At 49.7% G+C, this 12704-nt stretch carries 15 protein-coding genes; 10 read left to right on the top strand and 5 right to left on the bottom strand.

What is annotated here, in order from left to right:
• The first annotated feature begins 44 nt into the window (after positions 1-44).
• The 3 genes from AC791_RS15570 (at position 45) to AC791_RS15560 (ending at position 4332) form a co-directional block, all read left to right on the top strand.
• On the top strand, positions 45-722 hold the full coding sequence (locus AC791_RS15570; protein WP_049841313.1) for a molecular chaperone: 678 nt from the start codon (positions 45-47) through the stop codon (positions 720-722).
• A 20-nt stretch (positions 723-742) separates the two neighbouring features.
• Positions 743-3301 carry a fimbria/pilus outer membrane usher protein gene (locus AC791_RS15565; protein WP_049841312.1) on the top strand — a complete coding sequence of 853 codons (2559 nt, stop codon included), beginning with the start codon at positions 743-745 and terminating at the stop codon, positions 3299-3301.
• Positions 3302-3408: 107 nt separating this feature from the next.
• Entirely contained in the window at positions 3409-4332 is a 924-nt protein-coding gene (locus AC791_RS15560; protein ID WP_228136903.1) for a fimbrial protein, read from the top strand.
• A gap of 289 nt (positions 4333-4621) precedes the next feature.
• On the opposite strand, the gene AC791_RS15555 is transcribed toward AC791_RS15560, so the two are convergent.
• From AC791_RS15555 to AC791_RS15535, 5 genes are all read right to left on the bottom strand, one after another.
• Positions 4622-5800, bottom strand: coding sequence for a phage integrase Arm DNA-binding domain-containing protein (locus AC791_RS15555; protein WP_049841310.1), 1179 nt, complete (start codon positions 5798-5800; stop codon positions 4622-4624).
• A gap of 2 nt (positions 5801-5802) precedes the next feature.
• A complete protein-coding gene (locus AC791_RS15550; RefSeq protein ID WP_049841309.1) occupies positions 5803-6009 on the bottom strand; it encodes a hypothetical protein in 207 nt (68 codons plus the stop codon).
• Between the two features lie 44 nt (positions 6010-6053).
• Positions 6054-6623, bottom strand: coding sequence for a hypothetical protein (locus AC791_RS20835; protein WP_228136902.1), 570 nt, complete (start codon positions 6621-6623; stop codon positions 6054-6056).
• A complete protein-coding gene (locus AC791_RS15540) occupies positions 6614-7150 on the bottom strand; it encodes a hypothetical protein (RefSeq protein WP_049841308.1) in 537 nt (178 codons plus the stop codon). Before AC791_RS15540 ends, AC791_RS20835 begins: the two co-directional genes overlap by 10 nt.
• A gap of 674 nt (positions 7151-7824) precedes the next feature.
• The gene (locus AC791_RS15535) at positions 7825-8520 is read right to left on the bottom strand and encodes an XRE family transcriptional regulator (protein ID WP_049841307.1); all 696 of its coding nucleotides are present in this window, start codon (positions 8518-8520) and stop codon (positions 7825-7827) included.
• 98 nt (positions 8521-8618) lie between these two features.
• On the opposite strand from AC791_RS15535, the gene AC791_RS15530 reads away from it, so the two are divergent.
• The 7 genes from AC791_RS15530 to AC791_RS15500 all read left to right on the top strand — a co-directional run bounded on the left by AC791_RS15530 (position 8619) and on the right by AC791_RS15500 (position 12696).
• Entirely contained in the window at positions 8619-8864 is a 246-nt protein-coding gene (locus AC791_RS15530) for a helix-turn-helix transcriptional regulator (RefSeq protein WP_049841306.1), read from the top strand.
• 44 nt (positions 8865-8908) lie between these two features.
• Entirely contained in the window at positions 8909-9463 is a 555-nt protein-coding gene (locus AC791_RS15525) for a YmfL family putative regulatory protein (RefSeq protein ID WP_072094366.1), read from the top strand.
• 163 nt (positions 9464-9626) lie between these two features.
• Positions 9627-9812: a DUF4222 domain-containing protein gene (locus AC791_RS19975; RefSeq protein ID WP_072094365.1), complete on the top strand. Its 186-nt coding sequence runs from the start codon at positions 9627-9629 to the stop codon at positions 9810-9812.
• Positions 9796-10806: a hypothetical protein gene (locus AC791_RS20830; RefSeq protein WP_072094364.1), complete on the top strand. Its 1011-nt coding sequence runs from the start codon at positions 9796-9798 to the stop codon at positions 10804-10806. The genes AC791_RS19975 and AC791_RS20830 overlap by 17 nt, the downstream gene beginning before the upstream one ends.
• Positions 10803-11987 carry a phage N-6-adenine-methyltransferase gene (locus tag AC791_RS15510; RefSeq protein WP_049841303.1) on the top strand — a complete coding sequence of 395 codons (1185 nt, stop codon included), beginning with the start codon at positions 10803-10805 and terminating at the stop codon, positions 11985-11987. The genes AC791_RS20830 and AC791_RS15510 overlap by 4 nt, the downstream gene beginning before the upstream one ends.
• Positions 11984-12319, top strand: a complete 336-nt coding sequence (locus AC791_RS15505) for a LexA family transcriptional regulator (RefSeq protein WP_416202301.1) — start codon at positions 11984-11986, stop codon at positions 12317-12319. The genes AC791_RS15510 and AC791_RS15505 overlap by 4 nt, the downstream gene beginning before the upstream one ends.
• Positions 12316-12696, top strand: coding sequence for a RusA family crossover junction endodeoxyribonuclease (locus AC791_RS15500; protein ID WP_049841302.1), 381 nt, complete (start codon positions 12316-12318; stop codon positions 12694-12696). Before AC791_RS15505 ends, AC791_RS15500 begins: the two co-directional genes overlap by 4 nt.
• Positions 12697-12704 lie beyond the last annotated feature (8 nt).

The raw sequence follows: 12704 nt of genomic DNA, 5'->3' as shown, positions 1-12704 counted from the left end.
AGAGCCGCGTGGCGGCTCTTATTTTCTCATTAACAGGAGTTAACATGCGACGCATATTTTTATGCTGTAGCGCACTCGCTTTATTTTGCTCTCTGCCGGTGGCACAGGCCGGTGTAGAAATTGGCGGCACACGCGTCGTTTATGACGGGAAAATGAAACAGGCAACAATCGGTATAAACAATCCCGATGATAAGCCTTATCTTATTCAGTCATGGGTGAATAAACGTGCTGACAGCGATGATGCGGGTGAAATGTTTATTACTACACCGCCACTCTTTCGCCTTGAGCCGCATAGCCAGAATTCAGTCCGCATTGCTCTTACCGGTAGTACCTTACCGCAGGATAGAGAGTCCGTATACTGGCTAAATATTAAAAGCATCCCGTCCACCGATAAAAACGCCAGCAATGATTTGAAAATAGCAGTTAAAAACACAATGAAATTATTTTATCGGCCGGCCGGTTTACCTGGCGATCCGGCAACTGCATATCAGAAGGTCGAGTTTAAACAGCGTGATGGAAAACTGTTTGCCTTTAATCCCACCGCATACAGCGTGTCGTTTTACGATGTGAAGATAAACGGCGTGGCGTTGCAGGATCCATTGATGGTTTTACCCAAAGAGGAAGTGTCGCTAGGTTCCGTTAGCGCCCGAGCACCTGAAATAAGCTGGCGAGCGATTAATGACTTCGGCGGAATTTCAGAAGAACAGAAAGTAAAATTATAATTATCAGGATTAAAAAGATCATGTTCACGCAGCACGTGCACTATAAAAAATTCCCTTTTTTATTATCACCCTCATTGTTAAGCCTGTCTGTATGCCTGGCCCTTAATTCAGGATTTGCGTGCGCTGATGACTATTTTGATCCCGCTTTTATCGAAGTGAAGGGCAAAAAAAACGCGGCCGTCGACCTGTCTGCATTTAGCAAAACGGGTAGTCAGGCACCGGGCATTTATCAAAGTGAAGTCTATGTAAACGGTAACTATGTTGATGATAAGAAAATAAAATATGTTATTCGTGATGACAGGCTGTCACCGGTATTGAGCAAAAGTGATTTGATTGAATGGGGGACTGAGGCTGCTGCCACGCCTGAATTTATGGCACTGGCAGACAATGCTGAAATTTCTGACATCAGCAAGGCCATCCCGGATGGGAAAATCAGCTTCGACTTTGCTCAGCAGCGTCTGGATCTTTCTATCCCTCAGCAGTTTATCCGTAAAAATGCGCAGGGCTACGTCGACCCGGGCAGCTGGGATGACGGTGTGAATATGCTTTTTGTTAACTACGGTTACTCGGGGTCTGAATCCTGGCATGACGCAAAGTCTGGCAGCACCAATGATGCTTATCTGAATTTGCGCAGTGGTATTAACCTGGGCGCATGGCGTCTGCGCAATTACTCTACCTGGACGGACAGCCCCAATAACCGTTCCTGGAACAGTATCAATACCTATTTAAATCGCGATATTAAACCGCTGAAGAGTCAGCTGATTGTCGGCGACAGCCATACGCCTTCTGATATCTTTGACAGTTTTGCTTTTCGCGGAGCGCAGATTTACTCTGATGATAATATGCGTCCTGATAGCCTGCGGGGCTATGCGCCGGTAGTCAGGGGCATAGCCCAGAGCAATGCTCAGGTCACTATCCGCCAGAACGGTAATATCATCTGGCAGTCGTATGTCCCCCCCGGTCCCTTTGCCGTTGACGATCTGTATCCGACCTCTGCCAGCGGCGATCTGGAGGTCTCTGTTCGCGAAGCCGATGGCACCGTTCGTCAGTTCGTTCAGCCCTTTTCGTCAGTGCCAATTATGCAGCGTGAAGGCCAGTTTAAGTATTCAGTGACCGTGGGTGAATACCGCTCCACCGGTGGGGCAGCCCGTAAACCGTCATTCATTCAATCTACAGGTATCTATGGTATGCCGTGGAGCAGTACGATCTACGGCGGTACTCTGCTGGCGAAGCGCTACCAGGCGGCCAGCCTTGGGCTTGGAAAAGGCCTCGACGATATCGGCTCGATCTCCCTTGATAGTACTTTCGCCGCAACCGATCTTCGTGACGAAACTACGCGTGGGGCATCGTTCCGCTTTCAATATTCCAAGGACGTTGCGCTCAGTGGTACAACATTTACCCTGGCCGGGTATCGATACTCCACGTCAGGGTATTACGATTTCGATGAGGCCAATGGCTATTATCCGGGGGCACTATCGTCCGGTGCGCATCGCGACGGTTATCGGGATGATGCCCAGGAAAAGGCCGATCGCGAGATTTATAACCAGTGGCGCTATAGCCATAATAAGCGCAGTAAAGCACAGGTTAATATTAATCAGACGCTGAAGACTTACGGCAGCCTGTATTTGTCGGCGTATGAGCAGCAGTTCTGGGGGATCGGCGAAAAGGAACGTAGTCTTAACCTCGGGTATAACACGAGCTATGCCAGCGTCAACTATTCCATGAACTATACCTATGCGAACACGCCTTATTACCGTAAAGCCGATCGGGTGCTGGCGTTTGCAGTCCAGGTGCCATTTGATGCCTTTATGCCGCGAAGCTGGGTGAATCTGTCAGGCAGCACCAGTCGACGCGACAGCAGCAGCTCGCTGGGCATCTCCGGCACTGCGCTGGCGGATAACCAGCTGGCGTATAATGTTCAGCAGGGCTATACCAGTCACGGCCAGGGCGCGAGCGGCAGCGCATCACTCGACTACAAGGCACACTTTGGCGAGTATCAGGCAGGTTACAATTACACTAAAGATACGCGTCAGGTGAACTATGGGGCTACGGGCGGGATCGTGGCGCATCCTTATGGCGTCACATTTTCCCAGCCGCTGGGCGACACCCTGGCTTTAGTCAGAGCGGAAGGGGCGCGGCACGTCAACGTCCAGAACAACCCCGGGGTCTATACCGATAATGCCGGCTATGCCATTGTACCTTATGTAAATCCCTATCACCGTAATCGCCTCAGTCTGGATATCGACAGCCTGAACGACAAAGTCGATGTGCTGAATAATATTCAGACCGTGGTCCCGACGCAGGGCGCGCTGACGGTAGCCAACTTTCCTACCGCCCTCGGCTTTAAAACCATGTTTACCCTTACCGGCACCGATATCCCCTTTGGCGCATCTGCCACTATCAGGAACGACGATAAGAGCGTCCCGGGTATTGTTGACGAAAAGCAGCGCGTCTATCTGGGCGGGGTGCCTGAACGAGGTGAGGTTGTAGTCCGTTGGGATAACGGTCAGTGCACCGCTCCCTACCATATCGGGCAGCAGAGCACAGCCGTGATTAATATTACCGCTGTTTGTCGCTAATCAGAGTGAGTACCATGAAACGCCTAATTATAATTTCATCAATTTTACTGGCAGTCGGATGTCTTCCACTTTCGGCGCAGGCATTTACCTGCAAACGGGTTACGGCAGTGACTACGCTATCGCCACAAAATATCACCGTGCAACGAGACTTGCCGGTAGGATCGGTTATTGGAACCCAGATAACATCGGCCAATGTTTCCACCTTCAGCTGTACCAATAGCGAGCCCAAACTGTCTTATCAGCAAGTGGGCGTTAAAGCATACGGCTCTTATGCCGGAACCTATGATGGGCGGCGGGTTTATAACACCAATATAGCCGGGGTAGGTTATGCCATTGGCGGCGTTGCTGTCTCTACCTGTAATGGCGGTCCAGGCTGGGTTGATGGAAGCAATAATGGCGATGGCAATGCAAACAATAAGCTACTTTGTAGTGTGAACGGCATGTTTGGCGTTCAGCCCATTATCATGAAAGGCCTGGTGACGTTCTACAAAACGGCTAACGTTACCGGTTCCGGGACCGTCAGCGCACGTAACGTGGGCGCATTTATTATGCGCACCAATCAGAACAGCTGGTTTTCCCCCGAGTCAGATATCAATATCAGTAGTTTCAATGTCACGACGCTGGCCTGCACCGTAAATACGTCAGCCATCAGTGTACCGATGGGCAGCGTTAACAAACGTGATTTCAGCGGCGTTGGCAGCTGGCCAGGCAACGCCAACACCAAAAATTTTACGATTCCATTAACCTGTAATGCCGGAACGCGCGTTAACGTGCGCATTGACGGGAATGTGAATGATGCAGCGAAGGGGGTGATTAATATCAACAGTGTGAAAGACGGTGCCAGTGGGGTAGGGATCCAGCTACTGCACAGTAACAATCCTCTCATGCTGGGCGTACCTTTTTTCAGTGGCGAGAACCTGACCCAGGGCAAATATGATATTCCTTTTCAGGCGCGTTACTATCAGACGGGGAGCGTAATCACACCCGGCGCGGCAAACGCCAGTGCAACATTTACCCTTACTTATCAGTAAGATAGGGGCGTCATGGCCCGCGGTTCGGATCCTGATCGTGTGCAGGGTAAAGCAGGGACGAAAAAAACCAACCCTAACAGGTTGGTTTTTTTTGGGATTATTTGGTCGGCACGAGAGGATTTGAACCTCCGACCCCCGACACCCCATGACACCGATAGAAATATGCTGTAAGCCGCGCCACGTCTGGTGTTGCTAATGGTTTGACTGTATAAACAATCAGTGCAAATAATGCAAAATCGTCGCTATATACATCAATAAGTTAGACACAGTTTTTCCCCAAGCTTTTGGTTCAACCTGTCTTAATTTCACCATGAGGAACTACTACCCAGTCGATATGATTTTGGGTATAGATCTTCGTAGATTTTGCATCACTATGGGCCATTCGACCTTGTGGATCGATACCACTTTTATCAAAAAGAAAAGCCGCCAAAGCTCGTATTTCGTGAAACGTGGGCCTCTCTTTCATTGCAAGGTGATCGTAAAGATGAAGATCATCGCGCACAGCAGAGAATGCCCGGCTTAGATAGTCGGGTGCCACCTGCGTTGGGTGAGTAACCTCTTTGCTTGGCTTTACACTCCTTTCCGGGATCCTGTGAACAACAAACGGGCTGGCGATGTTGTCACGACTACTATCAATAATTCGCTTAAGTTCTTCGCCGATTGGAATAGCCACATGTGAGGCTTCCTTCTTTTGAACTTTTTGCCGATGAATATAGAGCGTGCCGTACAATCCATTTTCTGGAGTATCGAGCCAGACGCATCCACATACACCATTTTTTGGCTGCTTTATTGAATAACGGATCCGGGATACCTCAAGTCGTGCGTGTGTTGTCTGCATAGCCAAATCCATGGCTGTTTTCAGCCACAGATCAGCAGCCCTGTGAATTGCCTTGAAACTATCCAGCGATAAACGCTGACGCGCCTTCTCATCTACTCGGCGCATCTTTTTGCGGGTCGCCGGGTTATCCATCATGAGCGATTCATCTACAGCATATGAGAACAACTTTTTAAGAAAGCTCACCTTTCTGTTCTGAACGTTCGCCGACGCATCAGCATGGAACTCGTTAATAAATGCGTTCACATGCTCAAGCTCAATATCGCAGGCCGCAATATTCACGAAAAACTGCTTAACACGTAAAGCATCGTTTCTCCAGTCTTCCAGCGTGCTGGCAGATGGCCTTTCATCTTTTATCGCTCTTTCCAGAATATGATCTACATGGTTTGAAAATGGCAATGCCTCACTATTTGTGCCACCTGATTCTCGAATAAGGCTGTCAATTGTAGGGATGCTTTCTGGTCGCATCCTGACGTTATATTCACGGGCGATAGCTATAGCCATTACACGATCTTTACCGAGTGTTTTTTTCTTACCGGTAACGAGAGTGAATTTATACACGCCACGATCTTTATCGAAAAAAAGAAAATCTGGTAGATGCCGGTATTCTCTTTTTCTTGGCCTTGCCGCCATGATCATTCCTCAATTAAACGGCGAACTTCCTGATTAATAAACGAGTCGACGCCCCATTTTTCAGAAGAGGATACCCAGACCCCACCATCGACTACCCGCCCAAGCAAAACACCATTTTCAACCCAGCGCTTGATAGTACGATTGTCTGGAACAGATCCGGCTTCGAACTCTCGTTTACCCCAGAGGCTCGCCTTCATTAGTTTGGACATGGCTAATTCCCCACTTAGCCCGGCTGCACCCGGGCGTTAATCAATTAAGCCGGCTCTGCACGCTTATGCCGCTCATAGAACCACTTATGCAATTCCATAAGCTCTTTGTCGATAGATTCATATTCTCGGTCAAAATACGCCTGGGCGTCTCTTTCGTCTTCATCAGGCAACTCGCCCGGACCAAATAGCGTGTTGAAAATCCAGGCCATACCATTCTTCGCATCGCCAGTTGTACGCCATTCGATAATTGCTGCCTTCATAACTAAAAGGTTTTTACCGAACATCCGGTCAGTCTCTTTAAAGCGATTACGTATATATTCGTTTTCGTCTTTAAGTTCGACGAGCCGCTTATCAGTGGCTGGCGTCAGAGGTAGACGCGTTGACGCATAATCATATTCAACACCATCGTTCACGAAACACTCTGTGTTGATGAAACTGAGCAGGTTAGCGTTTTCGCTTTCAAGCTGGCGGCTCCGTTCCATAGCTTCCGATAGCGCGACGTACGTTACATCAAGGCGTGTTGCCATTTCGCGCAGCAAAGCCGCATCGGCTTCCTCTAGGAGGCGTGCAACCTTGTATGCCCGTGCTATCAGTTCTTTGACCGTCAGGCGCATGTGCGGGCCTCCTCCAGCTCATTGAACCGGTTCATAAACAGACCATAAGCCTGTCCCGGGCGCAGCGGGATAATCTGGATAAGATCCGATGTTGGTATGCCAGCCAGCATCGGCCACACGGTACCGTCATCAAGATCAAGTTCGCGACGCTCGGTTGCCAGCATTGTCAGATCTGCATATTTAACTACCGGGCTGGTTTCTTCCGGCAAGCCATATTTATGGCGAATCAAGGTATCGATCCGCGCCTCAATAAAGCGATAATCAGGGATCAGCACTTTTAAAGGCGAGGGCAGATCACAGCAGTAAGCCTCTGCGCCATCATGCAGGAGTGCTTCAAGGGCGAACTCCGGTGGCACAAGCAGGCTACAAAGCACTGAGTGCTCCGCCACGCTGTAGAACTCCGGAAGGTGTCCGCCGAAACGGCATGTATGCGAAAGCGCTGTTGCGATATCCTCTATAACGATATCGTCGGCGGTGGAATTGAGGTAATCAAATTGCTTACCAGATAGTGTCTGAATAAATCCCACTGTGTTTTCTCCATATATCTGGCGCTCTGCACCGCGCCTGATTTTGGTTGCATGAATCCCTCGCCTGATGGCGATAATGAACTTGGGTTCGCTTTAATAAGCGCCCGATAAGAAAGGCACTTAGTGAAACGGGCGGCTGCCACCGCCGGTTAGTTTCTCCACACAACACAAAAGAGCACCTGTGCTTTACGCCAGCACCCGGATGGATTGGGTTATGGGCCCGTCATCCGGTGATGCTCTTGTGTGTTGTGTAAAAAGGGCGGTACCAGCGACTTCAAGGGTTAACTCTGGTACCGCCAAGACTACACACAGCAATGAAGATCCTACTTTTTGTAACTACCAGGTGGCTTCGGGCGGGGCGCTGGCGACCAACCAGCTATAACCCCTACGGTATTCACTCTCCGCGCCGTGGGTTAAACGGCTCCGTATCGCGGCTGAGTTTCTATCGCTGGTGGTCAGCCCAGCGGTGCAACCCCTCCCGAAAACACCTGTCAGCGAATCATCCGGTCATTCATACGCCATCGGCGGCTACTTCGTGGGCGTCCTGCCTGTTCGCTGTAGATGAAGTAAAATTAAACTTTAATTGCGTATTGTGCAAGTATTAAATTGCGTTACTCGCAATTTAATGGATGTTAAAAAGGTCGCCACAGCGACCTTCGGAAAAAATTTCTAAACTATCCGTGTCTTTTAAAAGATTGAGTTTGGCTGATTAAAACTTTCCCAAAAATGTAGAACCGATGTTCATTGCTTTTATCTATGCTCCATTCTCTATACTTGGGATTATCTGAAATAACAAGTAGTTGATCTGGTATCATTTGAAGACGTTTAACGTAAATTTTACCATCAAAACCAAAAACATATATTCCGTCCCCATCAAACTCATGGATGTTGACATCAACGAAGATTAGATCACCAGGTTCAATGGTGCTCGACATGCTATCGCCACGAACATTGATGACTTTGACCCCTTTAGAGTCTCGCCCTCCAAAGAGAACCGATGCCCTCTCATGGCTATATTCAACTGCGTGTATGACATCGATCACATCACTGCCTTGAATAAATCCAGCGCCAGCACTCGCACTAACATCAAGTATTTCGACCCTAAACACATCGGTACCCTCCCCGAAGGCGGCATCTGTTTTACTGTTTTTATATACAGTAGACTGATTATCCGTCGACGTAAAGAGGTCAGAAACACTAACGCCTAAAGCTTGAGCAATTCTATTAAGTGACTGTTCCGTAAATTGCTTTTGTTTGCCTGTCTCCAGACGTGAAATATTCGCAGCGTCAACTTTAACAGCCTCAGCCAGATCAGATATTTTCAAGTTCTTCGCTAAGCGAAGCTGTCTTACACGATTTCCTATGTTCATGCGTTTATTACAAGTCCTTTTTGCGTGTTGTGCAAAGCAACTTGCGCAAGTATGCAACATACAATAAAATGCGTATTACGCAAATAAAGGGGGTTTTTATGCATTCACCACTGAGAAGGATGCGCATTGCGCATAATTTTACGCTTTCGCATGTTGCGCAAGAGATACGAATCGATCCCGCTACCTTGAGCCGTATTGAGCGATGCGAACAGGTTCCCTCCGTGGAGTTGGCTGAAAGACTAGCGAAATTCTATGGGGGAGAAATCAACGAACTCCAAATTCTCTACCCAAATCGTTACCAACCTGAGGAGCAGCATTCCATGAATGGCTACTCAGAATCCTAATAGAAGAAATGTTCCTTAGTAACCACAGATTTAAGGAGTCAACCGTGGGTAATCACTGGCAAGTAGAAAAACAACCAGCCTGGCTGGTGGCCGCCATCAGACGGACCATATCAAGCCTGCCCGGTGGCTATGCCGAAGCGGCTGAATGGCTGGGTACTACCGAAGATGCATTATTCAACCGGCTGCGCGCTGGTGGCGATCAGATTTTTCCTCTGGGCTGGGCGCTGGTACTCCAGCAGGCGAGCGGACAGAAGCTGATTGCTGACGCAGTGTCTCGGCAGTCGAACAGCGTCAACGTACCGCTGGTGGAAATTGAAGACGTTGATAACGCCGACATCAATCAGCGCCTGATGGAATCTATCGAGTGGATCGGCAGACACTCACAGTATCTGCGTCAGGCAACAGCCGATGGCGTAATTGATGCGGCAGAACGTGAGCAAATCGAAGAGAACAGTTATCAGGTCATGGCGAAGTGGCAGGAGCATCTGACGTTGTTATATCGCGTTTTTTGTCCGCCAGAAAAGAGTGACGCCCGCGAGTGTGCAGCTCCGGGCGCCTTGGCGTCGTGTGCTTCTATAAGTGGAGAAACTAACGCATGAACAGTGTAACGGCAATTAACCGTTTACCGCAACTTCGGGCGATCCCGGTGCCGGGAACTCCGCTGTTTCAGTATGAAAGGATGGTATCAGGTCGCTGGGTGGCATGTAACCACAGCCGCGCCGCTGGCGTCGTGGGGGTGTATTACCGGAGGGCTAAGGCATTATGCGCGAACTTAACCGCTGGTTCAGGGACCGCCGGGGCATCCCTGTCCGTATTATCCGCTGGGAACCAGAAAGCAATCGCGTTATCTATCTGCGATCTGGCTACCCCCATGAGTGTTTCAGCCCACTCCACATTTTCAAACGTGATTTCAGGGAAGTAGAGGGCGATCATGAGCCAGATATTTGAAATCGTTCAGTCGATGTCAGGGCAGCGGAACAGCATTACCATTCCTGTGCCTTACCTCGACTTCTTCTTTGGCGATCAGCAGGCGCACGCGCTTGGTGCTGTGCTTAATCAGCTTGTGTTCTGGTCCGGTAAATCTGATCTGAAAGATGGCTGGTTTTACAAAGAGCATAGCGAGATGGCATCTGAAATTCGTGGCGTCACGGAAGACCAGGTGCAGCGCATGGTAAACAAGATTTGTACGCGCTGGTTGCCCGGCATAATTGAGAAGCAACAAAGGCAGGTCAACGGTACTAAAAAGACACATTACCGCGTTCATGGTGATGCCTTAATTGCCGCTTTGTTCCCGTCAGCGCTGGGTTCCGCAGAATCGCAGAATGGGAAACGTGAAGTCACGGAACCCGTTCCGCAGAATCACGGAACCGAAACCGCAGAATCGCAGAACCCTAACCGCGAAGTCGCGGAACCTATTCTCTATACAGATCATTACTCAGATCACCACAAACAGATCATAAACCCTTCTTGTCCCGCCGCTTCGCAGCATGACGCTGAAAAGCCGGTTGAAGATTTTGTTACCCGTCATCCTGAAGCGGTGATTTACAGGGTTGCAAAACGGCAGTGGGGAAGCCAGGAGGATTTAACCTGCGCCGAATGGATTTGGAAAAAGATCCGCAAGCTGTACGAGGATGCGGCTGAATCTGATGGCGAAGTTGTTGTGCCTAAAGAGCCTTCATGGACCGTCTGGGCTAACGATGTTCGCCTGATGTGTTCTCAGGACCACCGTACACACCGTCAGATCTGCGAGTTATTTGGCCGTGCCAACCGCGATCCCTTCTGGTGCAAAAACATTCTCAGCCCTGCCAAGCTACGCGAGAAGTGGGACGATCTTTCTCTGAAGCTGAGCACATCAGCCACCAGCGCACCGCGTGAAGATGCCGCATTCAAATCCAGTTATTCAGGCGTTGATTACAGCGCACCAGCGGGGTTCCGGTCATGACTGAGAATAAATATTGCCAGGCTCTCGAAGCATTACGCAGCCAGTCATCGCACGAGTTGAAAGAAGTGGGTGATCAGTGGTGTACTCCTGAAAATATCTTTTGGGGCATTAATGCCATGTTCGGACCGCTGGTGCTGGACCTGTTCGCCGATGAGAGCAACGCAAAATGCGAAGAGTTCTATACCGCAGAAGATAATGCCCTTAAACAGGACTGGTCCGCTTGCCTTGCTGAACTGAACGGCGCAGCGTTTGGTAATCCTCCCTACAGCCGGGCAACGCAGCATGAAGGCGAATACACCACCGGCATGCGTTACATCATGCACCACGCCAGCATCATGCGGGAAAAGGGCGGGCGCTATGTCTTTCTGATTAAGGCAGCCACCAGCGAAGTCTGGTGGCCGGAAGATGCCGATCATATTGCCTTTATACGTGGCCGCCTCGGCTTTGACCTGCCTGAGTGGTTTATTCCGAAGGATGAAAAACAGGTGCCAACCGGGGCTTTCTTTGCAGGGGCGATCGCCGTCTTTGATAAAACCTGGCGCGGTCCAGCAATGAGCTATATCAGCCGTAAGGATCTGGAAGCTCGCGGCGATGCTTTTCTAAAGCAGATTCGCCGGGAGGCTGAACGCCTGATGAAGCAAAACGTACATCATATTCAACTTCAAAATATTCCTGAAGTTATTCCCGGGACTGATGACGCAGAAGAATTACCGACAGAAGAGTCAGTTTCAGCCGAAGAGAAAGAGTTGCCGCTGACCCGGGAAGATATTCTTGCAAAAAGCGGTACAACAGCCTGGGCATGTGTCAGTGCTGCGTTCGGCAATAAACCCCTGTATACCTTCAGCGAATCTAAGTTCGGGCATACCTGGGCAGATGATTCGCTCGAAAGCCCGGAAATAATAGCTGTACCGGTAGATACCATTACCAGAGCAAAAGTTATTTTTGAAGAAATGACAAGCGCCCGGATGCTCGAATCATGGGTAAGTGAACATTGTCCTGTCGATCTTCGCATAGATATGAACGACAGATTGATCGTTATTTCAGAAGAATTCCGCAAAGAGTATCAACTCGGCATATCTGACTTTATAGCCATTGTCAGCAATCTCGAATTTATCGACCTGCAAAATGCTCGTTTATTGCGCAAGGCAATACATCAGACATTACAGGAGAGTGCAGCGTGAAAGAACTTATGAATAAAAATCTTACAGATCGCCAGCAGCTTGTTCTGGATGAACTGATCGCCTTTCAGCGCGAGAAAGGATTTTCACCCACTACGTCAGAACTGGCCGGGCGGCTGGGATTCCGATCTCCTAATGCCGCATCGGATCATCTTCGCATTCTTCATAAGAAAGGGGCTATCAGGCTTACACCAGGTGTGTCGCGTGGCATAGCCATTATTGGCGATAGTGATGAGGATACTGCGGTGTCGCTGCTCCGGTCGCTGGTGGATGGTGACGAGTACGCCAGAGAACATGCGATCGCTTTCCTCGAATCCCGGGAGGTTGAAGCATGATGTTAACTCTGCCATTCCCGCCAAGCGTAAATACCTACTGGCGCGCACCGAACAAAGGCCCACTGAAGGGCAGGCATCTTATCAGCGCAAAAGGCCGGGAATACCAGAGCGCTGCGTGTGCGGCGATCATAGAGCAACTGCGCAGGCTGCCAAGACCTACAACCGCAAGCGCGTCGGTAGAGATTATCTTCTATCCACCCGATGCCCGCCGCCGGGATCTGGATAACTACAACAAGGCGCTTTTCGATGCATTAACGCATGCTGGCGTATGGGAAGACGACAGCCAGGTGAAACGTATGCTGGTGGAATGGGGGCCAGTGGTACCGAAAGGAAAGGTTGAAATAACGATCAGCAAGTATGAGCCGGCAGCTGCCTGACTAAGTGG

The sequence above is a fragment of the Klebsiella sp. RIT-PI-d genome, assembly GCF_001187865.1.
In the GTDB taxonomy this organism is placed as follows: Bacteria; Pseudomonadota; Gammaproteobacteria; order Enterobacterales; family Enterobacteriaceae; genus Superficieibacter.
This window is presented reverse-complemented; position numbering and strand designations above follow the sequence as displayed.

Bases quoted from the DNA above. Each gene is read 5' to 3' on its own strand.
- AC791_RS15570 (WP_049841313.1), top strand. From the start codon at position 45: ATGCGACGCATATTTTTATGCTGTAGCGCACTCGCTTTATTTTGCTCT.
- AC791_RS15565 (WP_049841312.1), top strand. From the start codon at position 743: ATGTTCACGCAGCACGTGCACTATAAAAAATTCCCTTTTTTATTATCA.
- AC791_RS15555 (WP_049841310.1), bottom strand. From the start codon at position 5,800: ATGGCGGCAAGGCCAAGAAAAAGAGAATACCGGCATCTACCAGATTTT.
- AC791_RS15550 (WP_049841309.1), bottom strand. From the start codon at position 6,009: ATGTCCAAACTAATGAAGGCGAGCCTCTGGGGTAAACGAGAGTTCGAA.
- AC791_RS20835 (WP_228136902.1), bottom strand. From the start codon at position 6,623: ATGCGCCTGACGGTCAAAGAACTGATAGCACGGGCATACAAGGTTGCA.
- AC791_RS15535 (WP_049841307.1), bottom strand. From the start codon at position 8,520: ATGAACATAGGAAATCGTGTAAGACAGCTTCGCTTAGCGAAGAACTTG.
- AC791_RS15530 (WP_049841306.1), top strand. From the start codon at position 8,619: ATGCATTCACCACTGAGAAGGATGCGCATTGCGCATAATTTTACGCTT.
- AC791_RS19975 (WP_072094365.1), top strand. From the start codon at position 9,627: ATGCGCGAACTTAACCGCTGGTTCAGGGACCGCCGGGGCATCCCTGTC.
- AC791_RS20830 (WP_072094364.1), top strand. From the start codon at position 9,796: ATGAGCCAGATATTTGAAATCGTTCAGTCGATGTCAGGGCAGCGGAAC.
- AC791_RS15510 (WP_049841303.1), top strand. From the start codon at position 10,803: ATGACTGAGAATAAATATTGCCAGGCTCTCGAAGCATTACGCAGCCAG.
- AC791_RS15500 (WP_049841302.1), top strand. From the start codon at position 12,316: ATGATGTTAACTCTGCCATTCCCGCCAAGCGTAAATACCTACTGGCGC.